Genomic DNA, 13,794 nt, shown 5'->3' with positions numbered 1-13,794 from the left:
GCGCGTGTGCCACGGCACGCCCATCCGCTTGCCATTTTAAATTTCAATCGTCATTTAAAAGGAGACGGGCCGGTGGATCGGACCCGCTGGGAGAGGGTCATGAGCCAAGCCATTCGCGAGCAAGCCGTGCGAAGGACGGCCATCGTCACCGGAGCCTCCTCCGGCATCGGTCTCGCCAGCGTCCGTGCCCTCCACAAGGCTGGCTATCGCGTGTTCGGGACGAGCCGACGCAGCAGCGCCGTCTTGGGCGATGCCGGCACCCTCCTGACCTGCGATCTGACCGACGAGGCGTCGGTCGCCGCGATGGTGAAGACGGTGCTGGACGAGACCGACCGGATCGACCTCCTCGTCAACAATGCCGGCTTCGGCATCAGCGGCGGGGCCGAGGAATCCTCGATCGCCCAGGCACAGGACCTGTTCGACGTGAACCTGTTCGGCGTGATCCGGGCGATCCGCGCGGTCATTCCGACGATGCGCGCGCAGAAGAACGGCCGCATCATCAACATCAGTTCCGTGCTCGGTCTGATTCCGGCCCCCTACATGGCGCTCTACGCTGCCAGCAAGCACGCGGTGGAAGGCTATTCGGAATCGCTCGACCACGAGGTCCGCAGTCAGGGTATCCGCGTCGTCTTGGTCGAGCCGGCCTATACCCGCACGGCCTTCGACCAGAATCTTCTCGTTCCCGATGCCCAGCTTGACCTGTACATCGAGGCCCGGGCCGGTGCCGACCGGACGATGCGGGCGGCCATGGCGACCGCCGACGCACCGGAGATCGTGGCCGACGCCGTGCTCGCCGCGGCCGAGGCATCCGTTCCGCGGCGCCGCTACACCGCCGGCAAGGTCGCGCGCCAGATCAGTCTGCTTCGCCGATTCGCCCCCGCCCACCTCTTCGACAAGAGCCTGCGCAAGCAGATGCAGCTGACGAACTGAGGCGGCAGACTTTCCGCACCCGGCGCTCAGAACTCCATGCCGAACTTCACCCGGACGGTGTGCCGCTCGAACTGGTTCAGGCCGAGCGCGCGACCGGCCAGGCTCGGGTCGGCATCGCGGCCCCAGACCTGTCCGGCATACGCCACCGTGAGCCAGATCTTTTCGGTGAAGCGGTGGTGCAGGGCAGGGCCGACGAACAGCGCCTCACTCTCCAAGTCATTGAGAAACGTGCCGTTGTAGCCCCGCAAGTAGCGAATCTCGGGCCCGAGATAGGTGCTCTCCCCAACGCGGGCGACCAGGGCGTTCGACCAGAGGAAGGTCGATGAGCGGTAGCCCGGGGCGTCCGGGCCGCGCTGGCGACCGGCCGCCGGCTCGAAGCTGATGTTGCTGCCGTACCAGAGCTTGTTCGGCACGAGTTGCAGATCGAGCTGGAGTACGGTCTCCATGTCGAAGATGTCGGCACCATTTCCCTCGATGGGCAGGACGCGGGCGAAACGCGGACGAAGCTCAAGCGCGAGCCCGAGGGGCTGATCCTTGTCGCCCTTCAGGAACTGGTACTTCACCTCGACGGAGACGCCGTCGAACGTTCCGTAGGACTTGTCGTCGAGATCGACGATGTTGCGGACCTGACGAAAGGTGCCGAACGCGCCGAACTCGATGCTCAGGCGGTCGATCGGATCGAACTGGTAGCCGAGCTTGGTGTCGAGGACGCGGTAGTGGCCTCCGCCGGGGCCCGATAGCCGCTTGCCCAGGCGGGAAATCGTATCCACGACGACCTCCTGCTCGCCCTTCTCACCGGCATCGGAGCCTTCCGTGAAGCCGAAGAGATGCTCGGTGTCGACATCCTGAGACTTACCGTCGTCACCGCCGCCCTTACCGTCCCGTGTGTCCTTGTCCGCCTTGGCATCCTGGTGGCCCAATGGCTTTTTCTGCGGTGGGGCCCCCTTTCGGGACGGCGCTGACCGGCCATCCTTCGATGCCCAGACCGATGGTTTAGCGGTTGCGGGATCATCCATTTCAGCGGCGCCAACGACTGTCGACGATAGAGCCAGGACCATACCCATGATGGGTATGATTGGACGCACGCAACTCCCAGTCATCAGGCAAGATCCTGCTTCGTCCCCCGACATGATGACTGGCGGACCCTCGTTATGACCTTAGACACGCCCGCGTTGATCCTGCCTGCTGCGAATGAGACACAGATCCAAGAAATGACGATACTGATGGATTAAGAACGCAGTTTCTTACGCGCAGGACGCCCGGAGGAGATCGCATCGGGAATTTACCGGATCCGCGTCTTCCGATCGGAACGGGCGCGGTGTGGGACGGTTTCCTCGACGCATCAGCCGGGAGATTGAACATGCGGATCATTGCGACAGCGTCGGCCCTCGCCCTCCTCACCTTCGGCAGCGTCGGAGCGGCCGAAGCCAAGGGCTGCATCAAGGGCGCGATCATCGGCGGAATCGCCGGCCACTACCTCGCCGAACGTGGGGTCGTCGGGGCGGTCGCGGGCTGCCTCGGCGGCCGATATCTGGCGAACCGTCAGGCGAAGCGGCAACGCGACATCGATTACGGTTCACGCGTGGAGCCCCGCGGCGCGGGTTATGGGCCGTCCCAGGGACCGGCGCGCCGCAACTACAGCTACTGACACGAGGCCGGGGCCATCGAGCTCAGGGCCTGCTACCCAGCGACGCGAACCGCAGCGGGGCAACGGGGCGCGTCGCCATCCAGAGAACGTGGCGCGGTCCGTCAGCCCCGTCGTTCGCGCGGATGCGGAATTCATCGACGGCAAAGCCATGCAGGCGTAGGCGCGCCTTGAAACGTCGGTCGGGTTTACCGGACCAGACCGCGAGGATGCCGTCGCTCCGAAGGGCGTAGTGTGCCCGCTTCAAACCCCAGGTATCGTACAGGCGGTCGTTCTCCCGTCGTGTCATACCGGACGGACCGTTATCGACATCCAGCAGAATTGCATCGAAGCGCTCGGGTCCCGATTGGATCAGGCGATTGACGTCGGTCTCGACGATCTCGACTCGTGAGTCGTCGAGACTGTCACCGAAGAGATGGGCGAGGGGACCTCGTGCCCAGGCGACGACAGCCGGGATCAGTTCGGCGACCACGATCTTCGCGTCCGGTCCGAGGGCACTCAGGGCAGCGCGCAGGGTGAAGCCCATGCCGAGTCCGCCGATCAGGATGCGTGGCGCCGCGCGACCAGCGAGTCGTTCACAGGGGATGGTCGCGAGAGCCTGCTCCGAGCCGCGATCGAGGTTCGTCATGAGTTCCGCTCTCCCGACCTGGATCGAGTAGGCGTCTCCCTGGCGCAGGAGATTCAGCGGAGCGGAACTACCGGGAATGATGCTGGTGTCACAGAGGACCCAGGGGGGTGACGACATCGACGCTGGACTCCCTCCGCGACATCGTACGGACGCGGCTGCCACCGCCTCATCCGAAATCTCGCGAAGGTCAACCTCGGTAGCGGCCCCACATTTCTCCATCGGAGAGGGTTCGTACACCCCGAAGCGTTCGATCGAGGGGACGGATCCAGCACGATCCTGAAACCCGGCTCGCGGATAGGTCTCCCCGGCGGCAGAATTCAGATCAGGGCGCCGGACTGCGCCGGTGCAGCGGCGCGGGTGGCCTCCGTGCCAGCATTCGGGGCTTCCGCAGCTTTGGCCGGGGAGAGCACGACACCGGCCCGTCGCTCCAAGGTGACGACGGTGCGGAAGGCAAGGGCGATCCCGGCGAGACCGAACAGGACGGAGCCGAGGCCGACCCCGGCGATGACGCCTTTGGGACCGTAGAAATGCGCGCCGATGAGGGCTGGCGGTACGGTGCCCAGGGTGGCGCGTCCCCAGTTCAGGGCGGTGGAATAGAATGGGAACCCGAGATTGTTGAAGGAGGCGTTGGCCAGGAACAGCAGCCCGGTGAAGAACCAGACGCCACCACTAACGAGACAGAAGAACCCAAACAGGTCGGCCGCAACGCCCTCAAGCGCAAAGAGGCGTGTCAGAGGGTCGGCTCCCAGGATCAGGGCTGTCCAGACCACCAGAACGTAGACGGCGGTGACCAGCGTGCCATCGCGCAGAACGCCGCGCATGCGATCGAACCGGGCCGCACCCCAGTTCTGACCCAGGATCGGTCCAATCGAGCCAGACATGGCGAAGAGGCCGCCGAACGCCACCGGAGTCAGGCGGTCGACCACCACGTTGCCAGCCACCGCGACTGCGCCGAATTGCGCGAGCGCGTGGGCGATGAAGGCGCTCGCCACCGAGGGCGCGAGATTCGTCAACACCGCTGGCAGGGCGATCCGCATCACGACGGGCGCGTCCGCGATGACGTCGGCGAGCTTCGGTCGCGCGAGCATCCGGTACTGACGCACACCCCACAGGCCGATGATCGCAAAGGTGGCGCGGGCAAGACAGGTCGTGATGGCCGCCCCGTCGACGCCGAGGCCAGCACCGAAGATCAGCAGTGGGTCGAGTCCGGCGGTGACGATGGCGCCGCCAAGGGTCACGTACATCGCATGACGCGCAGCCCCGACCGCTCGCAGCAGGCCGGAGAACATCATGCCAGGCCCCATCAGCAGGTTGGAGGGCAGCGTGATCCAGAGGAAGCGTGTCGCCACCGGAAGAGTCTCGGCGTCGGCACCGATCCAGCCCAGGAAGGTAGGCAGGCATGGCAGCATCGCCACGACGAGGACGCCGGAGACGACGATTCCCTGGAGGGTCCCGGAGGTGGCGAGGCGCCGCGCGCCCTCCTCATCACCGGCCCCGATGGCTCGCGAAACGAGAGCACCCGCCGCGATCATCAGGCCGATATTGATGGCGATGGCGAAGAACTGGACGATGGTGGCAAAGCCCACCGCCGCCGTCAGCGTCGGCTCTCCGAGCTTGGAGACGTAGAGCAAGGACAGGAAGTCGACGACGAAGATCGCCATCAGCCCGATTGAACCAGTGGCGCTCATGGTCACCACGTGGCGCAGAATCGATCCCTCGACGAACCGCGCCGACCCGGATGTCACCTCAGGCATCCGTCCGGGATTCCTGCTGCCGACTCTGGAAGGCTTCATCGGTCTCGAGGGTGCGGGTTGCCGCCTCCCGCCTCTGGGATCCAATGATGTCGCGCGTCTCCGCATTGAGTGCGCGGGAAGGCCGCTTCGGCTCCGTCAGCGGCTCCGGCTTGATCTCGTTGAGGCCGCGGGCCCAGCTCATGGTGTCCGGCAGCGCGCCCGCCTGCTGAAGTACGAGGCGTGCGACGTCGCGCTTGCGCACGTCCTCGGCGGTGGCGGCGGCCGCCTCCGTGCTGAGACCGAGACCTTCCAGGGTCGCCCGACCGAAGGCGAGGGCGGAGTCGACCGTTTCGCGGAGCTGGAAGTCGACGTCCCGGTTCATCAGCTCGACGGCATGCATGCGATCGAAGGCCCGCACATAGGTGCGTACGCTCGCGAATTCCTCGTGGACGATATCGACGATCTTCAGGGCGGCCTCGCTGTCGTCGACGCAGATGCAGACGAGTTCGGCCCGGCCGATGCCGGCGGCGCGCAGCACATCGAGGCGGGTCCCGTCTCCGTAATAGATGCGGAATCCGAAACGGGCGGCACTGCGGATCTGCTCCACATCCTTGTCGATCACCGTGACGCTGATACCCTCGGCGAGCAGCACCTGTGTGAGAATCTGTCCGAAGCGGCCGAAGCCGATGACGAGGACGCGGGCCTCGGTGCTCTCGATGGCTTCCGGCAACGCCTCGGGCCCTTCGGGACGTCGGGCAAGCAGGGCGTCCAGAGCCTTCGCCGCCACTGGACCGACCAGCATGGTCAGTGCCGCGAGCGCCACCGCAAAGCGTGTGCTCGCAGAATCCACGAGGCCGAGTTCGCCGCCCGCAGGCAACAGCACGAAGGCGAATTCTCCCGCCGGCGCCAGGATGGCTCCACCGCGCACCGCATCGAGCCAGGGCGAGCCGAACAGGCGGAACAGGCCCGCCACCAAGGCGACCTTGAGCAGGATCGCACCGGCTGTTGCCCCCAGCAGCGTCGGCCATTCGGCCTTGAGCAAGCCGCCATCGATCGACATGCCCACGCTCATGAAGAACAGGCCGAGCAGCATGCCGCGGAACGGCTCGATGTCGGCCTCAAGCTGATGGCGGAAGTTGGACTCGGCCAGAAGCACGCCTGCCAGAAACGCGCCCATCGCCATCGACAGGCCGACATGCTCCATCAGCATTGCGGTGCCGAGCACCACGAGAAGGGCCGCGGCCGTCATGACCTCGCGGGCGCCACTGGCCGCCAAGAGGCCGAAGAACGGATTGAGGCCGTAGCGCCCGACCAGCACCACGGCAAGGATCGCCGCGCCCACCGTACCGGTGGATTGCAGGGCTGAAAGGAGCCATCCGTCGCCGCCGCCCGTGCCGGATGAGGCGACCAGCGGCATCAGCGCCAGGATGGCGACCACGGAGATGTCCTGAAACAGCAGCACCGCGAAGGCCCGCCCGCCATAGGGCGTCCCCATATCGCCGCGCTCTTCCAGCAGTTGAAGCGCGACGGCTGTGGCCGAGAGGGCGAGCGCGATGCCGATCACGAGGCTCGCCGAGGGCTTGGCCCCCATCAGGATTCCGACGCCTGCCAGAGCTACCGAGCAGACGACGAGCTGGGCAGTGCCGAGGCCGAAGATGTCCCGTCGCATCGAGACGAGTCGCGAGATCTGGAGTTCGAGCCCGACGATGAAGAGCAGCAGCACAACGCCGAGTTCGGCGACGCTCGCCGCCGTCTCGGGCTCCGCGATCAGCGAGAAACCGAAGGGCCCGATGACCACACCGGCGACGAGGTAGCCGAGCACGGCGCTCTGGCCAATGAGGCGGAAGATCGGCACGCCGATCACCGCCGCCGACAGGAACGTCAGTACGGGAGGCAGGAAGCTGACGTGCGTCGTGGCGCTTGCCATGAAAATCCGAGGTTGGATGCGAATCCAAGACGGCGATGGCCGACCCCGTTCGGAACGATCCAAGCGTGCCAGGCGGCTCCGTCTTAACCAGCGGGAGCCCAGCCGTCACGTCAGGGGAAGGAGGAAGCTCCTCGCAAACAATCAGATGAGCATCCCACAGTGCGAATCGGCACCTTCCTGGATCCGGCGTCAGTCGCATCGCGGCGGCCATTGTCCGCGCGGAACGCGCCGGCCCGCCCGGCGCTCGTTTCGGCGGCCGATCAGGAAACTCGACGCATCGCCTTCAAGCGGCAGGATCTCGGAATCCAGTACGTCCTGGCGGCTGAGCCCGATGTCCCGGAGTTCGCGATCCGACATCACCGATAGCTGTCGGACGACCCGCCGATTGATCGCAGAGCGGGAAATTCCGGAAGCCGCAGCGGCGAATATGGCGCCCAACCGCGCCGTAGCCACCGCCATGACGGTCCGGGCCCTACCAGCGGTGACAGGCCCAGCGATGGTCGTACGGAAGCCGTCCATGATGCGCGTCCTTTCTTCGAAGCGCGTGGCGATGCCGCGACTCTGCGTGGAAGAGGATGGTCACGACAGGGACAGTACAGTACGGTTGGGGTGAATTGTCCGGGACAAGGATCAGGACAGATGAAGACGTTCCCCTCGTCGAAGCGCTCTTTGGTCGAGACGGTGGCAGGGGCGATCACGGATCGGATCGACAGCCGCCAGCTCATGCCCGGCGCACGCCTCCCCTCGGTCCGCGCCTTCGCTGAAGCCATGGGAGTCTCGAAGTCCACTGTCGTCGAGGCCTACGACCGGCTCGGGGCCGAGGGCGCGATCGTGGCGCGGCGCGGTTCGGGGTTCTACGTGGCGGGCAAGACCCGCCCGCTCTGTCTCAAGGCGGTGGGACTGCAGCTCGACCGAGCCGTGGATCCGCTCTGGATCACCCGGCAATCCATGCAGGCCGGCCCGGACCTCGTGATGCCGGGCTCCGGCTGGCTTCCGTCGTCCTGGATGCCCGATGAGGCGATTCGGCGCGGCCTTCGTCAGCTCGCACGCGGTCCAGCAACCAACCTGGTCTCACACGATCAGCCCCTCGGCTTTCCACCCTTACGCGCCCAGATCGCCCGGCGGCTGGCGGAGAAGGGGGTCGAGGCCGGCGCCGATCAGGTGGTGCTGGTCGACTCGGCGACGCAGGCTCTCGACCTGCTCTGCCGATTCCTGCTCGAACCCGGCGATACCGTGCTGGTCGACGATCCTTGCTACTTCAATTATCACGGCCTCCTGCGGGCGCAGCGTGCCCGGGTCGTCGGCGTTTCGATGACCCCGAACGGTCCTGATCTCGCTGCCCTCGCCGCGCACCTCGTCGAGCATCGGCCGCGCTTCTACGTCATCAATTCTGCGCTTCAGAACCCGACCGGCTCCACCCTCGCGTCGGCCATCACCCATCGCATCCTGAAGCTCGCCGAGGCGCACGATACGCTGATCATTGAGGATGATATCTTCGGGGATTTCGAGGGAAAGCCGTCTCCACGCCTCGCCGGTTTCGACGGGTTGGAGCGCGTCATTCAGATCGGCAGCTTCTCGAAGACGCTGTCGGCTGCCATCCGTTGCGGTTTCATCGCGCTGCGCGAGGACTGGGTGGAGCCTCTGATCGACCTCAAGCTGGCCATGAGTCTGGGGAACAGCCACCTGTCGGCGAGCCTGATGCACGGGCTCCTGACGGACGGCACGTACCGCCGGCACCTCGCCGAGGTCCGCGAGAAATTGGGACGGGCGATGGCGCCGGCTCTTCGGCGCCTCGAAGGATGCGGACTGACGGCGTGGCTGGAGCCGTCCGGGGGGTTCTTTCTGTGGATGCGTCTGCCGGATGGAATCGATTCGGCAGACGTTGCCCGGCGTGCCCTGGCACGCGGACTCGTGCTCGCACCGGGAGGCGCCTTCAGCCCCTCGTCGCTCGGCAACAGTTTCCTGCGCTTCAACGTCGCCCAGTGCACCGACCCACGTCTGATCCCCATGCTCGAGGCCGCCCTGAACGAGTGCGTGGCGGCGCGATCCGAGCCGGTGGGTTGACGGAAGGCTGGCGGAAAATTTTCCGGGTCCTGTGCGCCACGCGTACCCGCTTTCGCCGGACCGGAGGTGCCCGCAGGGGAGTTTTCCGTTATGACAGGTTGACAGGGGCGTCCCCGCCTCGCCACATCCCGGCTATCATGAGCGACGCGAATCTGACGACCTCCTCCGCCTCCGGTGACACGGGCAAGCCACCTCTGGAGATCCTGCTCTGTGCGCCGCGCGGTTTCTGCGCCGGTGTCGTGCGGGCGATCGACGTGGTGGAACGGGCACTCGCCATCTACGGACCTCCGGTCTACGTCCGTCATGAAATCGTCCACAACAAGTACGTGGTCGAGAGCCTGAAGCGGAAGGGCGCGGTGTTCGTCCGCGAGCTCGACGAGGTTCCCGACGGCTCCGCTCCGGTAATCTTCTCGGCTCACGGCGTCGCCAAGACGGTGCCACACAACGCTGATTCCCGCGGCCTCACCACCATCGATGCCACTTGCCCGCTGGTGACCAAGGTCCATCGCGAGGCGGAGATTCACCACAAGCGCGGCCGCCACGTGCTACTCGTCGGCCATTCCGGTCACCCCGAGGTGGTCGGCACCATGGGCCAGTTGCCGAAAGGCTCGATCACGCTGGTTGAGGACCTCGATCAGATCGCCGCCCTGGAGCCGGAAAACCGCGATAACCTCGCTTGGGTGACGCAGACGACCCTGTCGGTGGACGACACGCACCACATCGTCGAGGCGCTGAAGAAGAAGTTTCCGACGATCACCGGCCCGCACAAGGACGATATCTGCTACGCCACCACCAACCGCCAGGAGGCGGTGAAGCAGGTAGCGCCGCTCGTCGATGCGGTCATCGTGGTCGGTTCCTCAAACTCTTCGAACTCGCAGCGCCTGCGCGAGGTCGCCGAACGCGTCGGCTGTCCGATAACCCGCTTAGTGCTGCGGGCCGAGGAAATCGATTGGCCGGCCTTTGAGGGCATCCGAAAGCTCGGACTCACGGCTGGTGCCTCGGCACCGGAGGTGCTGGTGGAGGAGATCATCGACGCCTTCGCAGCGCGCTACACCGTCACGGTGGATACGGTTTCCACGGTGGTCGAGGACATGTCCTTCCCGTTGCCGCGCGAACTGCGCAGCGAAGCTGCCGAATAGGCAGACAGCGCTCCTGATAGACCTGGCTTCAGCAGGGGCGCCGTTCGGCGCCCCTGTCCATTTCGTCCCCGAAATTATCAAGCGAACGTGCCGTGGCAGTCTACACCGAGGTCTCCGACGCGGCGCTGACCGCCTTTCTCGCGGCCTACGACATCGGTACGCTGCTCTCCTACAAGGGCATCGCCGAGGGTGTGGAGAATACGAATTTTTATCTCCACACCACTGGCGGCTCGTTCATCCTGACTCTCTACGAGAAGCGCGTCCGAGCGGACGACTTACCGTTCTTCCTCAACCTGATGGAGCACCTCGCCGCTCGCGGCCTTGCTTGCCCACAGCCGATCCGCGATCGCACCGGAGTCGCACTGGGTGAGCTCTGCGGCCGACCTGCAGTGATCGTGACCTTCCTCGACGGTGTTTCGGTGAAGCGACCCGGCATCGATCACTGCCATGCCCTCGGTCGCGCGCTCGCCGGGTTGCACGCGGCAGGTGCCGATTTCGGGATGCGGCGCGTCAACAATCTCTCGGTCGATGCATGGGAACCGCTCTTCCGGCTTTCGGAGCCTCAAGCGGACACCGTTTCACACGGCCTGACCGAACGGGTTCTCGGCGACCTCGCCGTGCTCCAGGCGTCCTGGCCCTTGGGTCTTCCGTCCGGCGTGATCCACGCCGACCTTTTTACCGACAACGTGTTTTTCATCGGCGACGAACTGTCGGGGCTGATCGACTTCTATTTCGCCTGTACCGACGCCTTCGCTTACGATCTGGCCATCTGCCTCAACGCCTGGTGCTTCGAGGCGGACGGCAGCTTCCACCGCGACATGGGGGCGGCTCTGATCGCGGGCTACGAGGCGGTGCGCCCCTTGGTTTCGGCCGAGGTCACGGCCTTGCCGATCCTGTGCCGGGGCGCGGCCCTACGCTTCATGCTGACCCGACTCGTCGACTGGCTCAATGTGCCGACCGGCGCCCTGGTCCAGCCGAAGGATCCCCTGGAATACGACCGCCGGCTGACCTTCCATCGCACTGCGACGGATGCGCGGGATTACGGTTGGGCCGGCCCGGGACCGTCAGCCTAAGGGCCTCCCCGGACGTCTCATGTTGCCGGCGGATCCATGGCATCCGCCGGCGCATGGGTCAGATCACCTTGAGAAGGGCCTCGGCACCCGACAACTCGGTCTTGGCCGGGGAGTCCTCGACGTTCAGAACACGTACGACACCGTCCTCGACGAGCATGGCGTAGCGCTTCGAACGGGTACCGAGGCCGAACCCGGCACCGTCCATATCGAGCCCTATCGCCTTCGCGAACTCGGCATTGCCGTCAGCGAGAAACTCGAGGTCCTCGGCCCCACTCGCCTTCTGCCAGGCATCGAGCACGAACACGTCGTTGACCGAAGTGATCGCGATGGTGTCGATGCCCCGAGCCTTGATCTCGGCCTGCTTCTCCACGAAGCCGGGCAGGTGGTTGCGGTGACAGCTCGGCGTGAAGGCACCGGGGACCCCGACGAGGACGACGCGGCGGCCCTTGAAGAGGTCGTCGGTGGTCTTGGCTTCCGGGCCGTCCGCCCCACTCACGCGGAACGTGACCTGGGGGAGGTGGTCGCCAACCTGAATGGTCATCCGTCGTCTCCTGAAGATCGCCGGGGCATCCGAACCTTCGGATCCCTGATCACTGTCGCAGCGTCGTACCCGGTCGACACACTGGGCCCGCCCGTGAAAAATCGTCTAGCTCGCAGGGGTTAGCCTGTCGAGTTTCCACTGCCGCCGATGTGGCGGATATCCATCGGCGGAACGTGCCGTGCCCTGGACAAAGGCGCCTGCCCGCGTAGCATGCGCCAATGCAGCGTTCACAGGCCCGCACGGGCGATCCCGCCTATCTTGATGGTCAGTTTCTCGTCGCCATGCCGGGTCTGACTGATTCACGCTTCGCCCGGTCGGTCATTTATCTCTGCGCCCATTCGGCGGACGGAGCCATGGGGATCATTCTCAACAAGGCCGTCACTGACCTCAGTATGCCCGATCTGCTGATCCAGCTCGATATCGCGAGCGAGACCGATGCGATCCGGCTCCGCGAGCGCGTCGGGCACATGCCCGTGCTGATGGGCGGCCCGGTCGATGCCAAGCGCGGCTTCGTTCTCCACACTGACGATTTCCATATCGATCAGTCCACGCTGATCATCGATGATGGAATCTGCCTCACGGCGACAGTGGACATCCTACGGGCGATCGTGGCCGGAGACGGTCCGGCCAGTGCCGTCTTGGCCCTTGGCTATGCGGGATGGCAGGCGGGACAACTCGAGAACGAGATCCTGGCCAATGGCTGGCTGGTCTGCCCGGCCGACCCAGACATGATCTTCCACACGGCTCTCGAAGCCAAGTACGAGCGCACGTTGCGCAACAACGGCATCGATCTCGCGATGCTGTCGGTGAGCGCCGGCCATAGCTGAGGCTTCGCGCTACTGATCGGCGAACGGAGCGCCACCCGTATCCGGATTCATGCCCTCCACCGGCGGCTTGCGGCGCGGGCGTGGCGGGGATACCGAGGCGCTTGGTAACGCGGTGTTGGTGTTGACCCCGAGGCGGGTAGCGAGTGCCAAGGCCCGCGCTTCGGTGAAACGCAGGTTGCAGAAGCCATGCGCCCCTTCGCGAGCATAGGTTCGGCACATCTGCTCACGATCCGATGAGAAGGCCGCCTGTTCGGTGACCACGGGGCGAAGCTCGGGGCCGCGCAAGCGCTGGCTGATCAGCTTGTAATTCTCACGCACGGCCCGGTCGGCACCGCCGCGTGCGGCCTCGAACTCGCTCGCTCGTGCAACGAGCGTCGCGGCAGCCGGTCCCCACAGACCCGTTGGGGTCGTGGCGCAATCGGCCGCTGCGAAGGTGCAGACAGGACCGGACATCGATTGCACCAGGATGGCGCCATCGAGGACATCGAACCGAAGGGGACACTCGCCGCCTGTGACCTCGAAGCGGCCGACGCCTTCCGGCCGGCCCTCCGACGAGACCGCCAACGGCGCCCCCCCGTTCAACGGCACCTTGCAGGCTTCGACCGGCTGCGAAATCTTATTGCCCGGCAGGATGATGCGGGCCGTGGTGCCCGCTCCGGCCCGTTCCAGCTTCAGGCTACCCGTGAGCCCGTTCAGCATCAACTCCTGGCCCATCAGGTTGTCCTCGGAGGGCGCTTTCAGGACGATGGGCTGACGGGGAACCGAGGGCGCCTTCGGCGCCTCGGTGGCGGATGGCGGAATTCCCTCGCCGGGGGCACCCGGCATCGGAGCCTGCGGAGCCGAGGGCACCCCCCGTGGAGGTACTGGCGGCTTGGCCGCCCGCCCAATCCCGAACAACTCCTCGAAGAACGACTGCGCACAGGCCGGGTGAGGAACCGATGCCAGCACCGGGAGAAGAAGAAGCACGCGGGTCAGACGCATCGAAACTTTCAGGCCTATATCCGTGGAAACGGCGTGATGCGCAGGCAAGCACGTTCAAGCCCCACTTACCATGCAACGATTGTCTTGCCACGGCAGCGATGCCGCTCCTTGCCGACGAGACATCGGGGACCCCGCTGGCGCCGTCGTTGCGAAGACCGCGGCTGGCGGCCCGTGAAGCTGTCGGAATTCCAAGTCGATGAGGGGGGTAACGCGGTTCCGCGCAATCGGATGCACCTCCTCGCCGGGCTCTGCCTTGCGGCCTCGCGACACCCTTCTTATATCGGCCGAGACGCGGGATTAAGACCC

General features: G+C 65.6%; 13 protein-coding genes. 6 read left to right on the top strand and 7 right to left on the bottom strand.

Translation table 11 applies throughout. The features are described 5' to 3' along the window. The first annotated feature begins 99 nt into the window (after window positions 1-99). Window positions 100-930 carry an oxidoreductase gene (locus ASG63_RS07600; protein ID WP_056213770.1) on the top strand — a complete coding sequence of 277 codons (831 nt, stop codon included), beginning with the start codon at window positions 100-102 and terminating at the stop codon, window positions 928-930. A gap of 26 nt (window positions 931-956) precedes the next feature. Here ASG63_RS07600 and ASG63_RS07595 read toward each other — a convergent pair whose 3' ends face one another. Further along, a complete protein-coding gene (locus ASG63_RS07595; RefSeq protein WP_244476412.1) occupies window positions 957-1,850 on the bottom strand; it encodes a hypothetical protein in 894 nt (297 codons plus the stop codon). 440 nt (window positions 1,851-2,290) lie between these two features. On the opposite strand from ASG63_RS07595, the gene ASG63_RS07590 reads away from it, so the two are divergent. Beyond that, complete coding sequence (locus tag ASG63_RS07590) at window positions 2,291-2,578, top strand: hypothetical protein (RefSeq protein WP_056213765.1); 288 nt, start codon at window positions 2,291-2,293, stop codon at window positions 2,576-2,578. Between the two features lie 22 nt (window positions 2,579-2,600). On the opposite strand, the gene ASG63_RS07585 is transcribed toward ASG63_RS07590, so the two are convergent. From ASG63_RS07585 to ASG63_RS24045, 4 genes are all read right to left on the bottom strand, one after another. Then, window positions 2,601-3,320, bottom strand: coding sequence for a spermidine synthase (locus ASG63_RS07585; RefSeq protein WP_056213762.1), 720 nt, complete (start codon window positions 3,318-3,320; stop codon window positions 2,601-2,603). Window positions 3,321-3,520: 200 nt separating this feature from the next. Further along, on the bottom strand, window positions 3,521-4,957 hold the full coding sequence (locus tag ASG63_RS07580; protein WP_156394116.1) for an MATE family efflux transporter: 1,437 nt from the start codon (window positions 4,955-4,957) through the stop codon (window positions 3,521-3,523). Continuing rightward, a complete protein-coding gene (locus tag ASG63_RS07575) occupies window positions 4,950-6,863 on the bottom strand; it encodes a monovalent cation:proton antiporter-2 (CPA2) family protein (RefSeq protein ID WP_056213758.1) in 1,914 nt (637 codons plus the stop codon). The genes ASG63_RS07580 and ASG63_RS07575 overlap by 8 nt, the downstream gene beginning before the upstream one ends. A gap of 189 nt (window positions 6,864-7,052) precedes the next feature. Next, window positions 7,053-7,382: a DUF1127 domain-containing protein gene (locus tag ASG63_RS24045; protein ID WP_244479848.1), complete on the bottom strand. Its 330-nt coding sequence runs from the start codon at window positions 7,380-7,382 to the stop codon at window positions 7,053-7,055. 120 nt (window positions 7,383-7,502) lie between these two features. Here ASG63_RS24045 and ASG63_RS07570 point away from each other — a divergent pair, with 120 nt between their 5' ends. From ASG63_RS07570 to ASG63_RS07560, 3 genes are all read left to right on the top strand, one after another. Then, entirely contained in the window at window positions 7,503-8,927 is a 1,425-nt protein-coding gene (locus tag ASG63_RS07570; protein ID WP_056213756.1) for an aminotransferase-like domain-containing protein, read from the top strand. A 137-nt stretch (window positions 8,928-9,064) separates the two neighbouring features. Continuing rightward, window positions 9,065-10,066, top strand: a complete 1,002-nt coding sequence (ispH, locus tag ASG63_RS07565) for a 4-hydroxy-3-methylbut-2-enyl diphosphate reductase (RefSeq protein WP_056213754.1) — start codon at window positions 9,065-9,067, stop codon at window positions 10,064-10,066. 92 nt (window positions 10,067-10,158) lie between these two features. Continuing rightward, window positions 10,159-11,139, top strand: a complete 981-nt coding sequence (locus ASG63_RS07560; RefSeq protein ID WP_056213751.1) for a homoserine kinase — start codon at window positions 10,159-10,161, stop codon at window positions 11,137-11,139. Between the two features lie 58 nt (window positions 11,140-11,197). Here the strand turns inward: ASG63_RS07560 and ASG63_RS07555 are convergent, their stop codons facing one another. After that, window positions 11,198-11,680: a peroxiredoxin gene (locus tag ASG63_RS07555; protein WP_056213750.1), complete on the bottom strand. Its 483-nt coding sequence runs from the start codon at window positions 11,678-11,680 to the stop codon at window positions 11,198-11,200. Between the two features lie 218 nt (window positions 11,681-11,898). Between ASG63_RS07555 and ASG63_RS07550 the strand changes: the two genes are divergently transcribed. Further along, complete coding sequence (locus ASG63_RS07550) at window positions 11,899-12,507, top strand: YqgE/AlgH family protein (protein ID WP_056213748.1); 609 nt, start codon at window positions 11,899-11,901, stop codon at window positions 12,505-12,507. 9 nt (window positions 12,508-12,516) lie between these two features. Here ASG63_RS07550 and ASG63_RS07545 read toward each other — a convergent pair whose 3' ends face one another. After that, window positions 12,517-13,488 (bottom strand): hypothetical protein, encoded by a 972-nt coding sequence (locus ASG63_RS07545; protein ID WP_056213746.1) that lies wholly within the window; start codon window positions 13,486-13,488, stop codon window positions 12,517-12,519. Between the last annotated feature and the right edge of the window lie 306 nt (window positions 13,489-13,794).

The sequence above is a fragment of the Methylobacterium sp. Leaf94 genome (assembly GCF_001426045.1).
Lineage (GTDB): Bacteria > Pseudomonadota > Alphaproteobacteria > Rhizobiales > Beijerinckiaceae > Methylobacterium.
This window is presented reverse-complemented; position numbering and strand designations above follow the sequence as displayed.

Bases quoted from the DNA above. Each gene is read 5' to 3' on its own strand.
- ASG63_RS24045 (WP_244479848.1), bottom strand. From the start codon at position 7,382: ATGGACGGCTTCCGTACGACCATCGCTGGGCCTGTCACCGCTGGTAGG.
- ASG63_RS07590 (WP_056213765.1), top strand. From the start codon at position 2,291: ATGCGGATCATTGCGACAGCGTCGGCCCTCGCCCTCCTCACCTTCGGC.
- ASG63_RS07570 (WP_056213756.1), top strand. From the start codon at position 7,503: ATGAAGACGTTCCCCTCGTCGAAGCGCTCTTTGGTCGAGACGGTGGCA.
- ASG63_RS07550 (WP_056213748.1), top strand. From the start codon at position 11,899: ATGCAGCGTTCACAGGCCCGCACGGGCGATCCCGCCTATCTTGATGGT.
- ispH (WP_056213754.1), top strand. From the start codon at position 9,065: ATGAGCGACGCGAATCTGACGACCTCCTCCGCCTCCGGTGACACGGGC.
- ASG63_RS07555 (WP_056213750.1), bottom strand. From the start codon at position 11,680: ATGACCATTCAGGTTGGCGACCACCTCCCCCAGGTCACGTTCCGCGTG.
- ASG63_RS07585 (WP_056213762.1), bottom strand. From the start codon at position 3,320: ATGTCGTCACCCCCCTGGGTCCTCTGTGACACCAGCATCATTCCCGGT.
- ASG63_RS07575 (WP_056213758.1), bottom strand. From the start codon at position 6,863: ATGGCAAGCGCCACGACGCACGTCAGCTTCCTGCCTCCCGTACTGACG.
- ASG63_RS07580 (WP_156394116.1), bottom strand. From the start codon at position 4,957: ATGCCTGAGGTGACATCCGGGTCGGCGCGGTTCGTCGAGGGATCGATT.
- ASG63_RS07545 (WP_056213746.1), bottom strand. From the start codon at position 13,488: ATGCGTCTGACCCGCGTGCTTCTTCTTCTCCCGGTGCTGGCATCGGTT.
- ASG63_RS07600 (WP_056213770.1), top strand. From the start codon at position 100: ATGAGCCAAGCCATTCGCGAGCAAGCCGTGCGAAGGACGGCCATCGTC.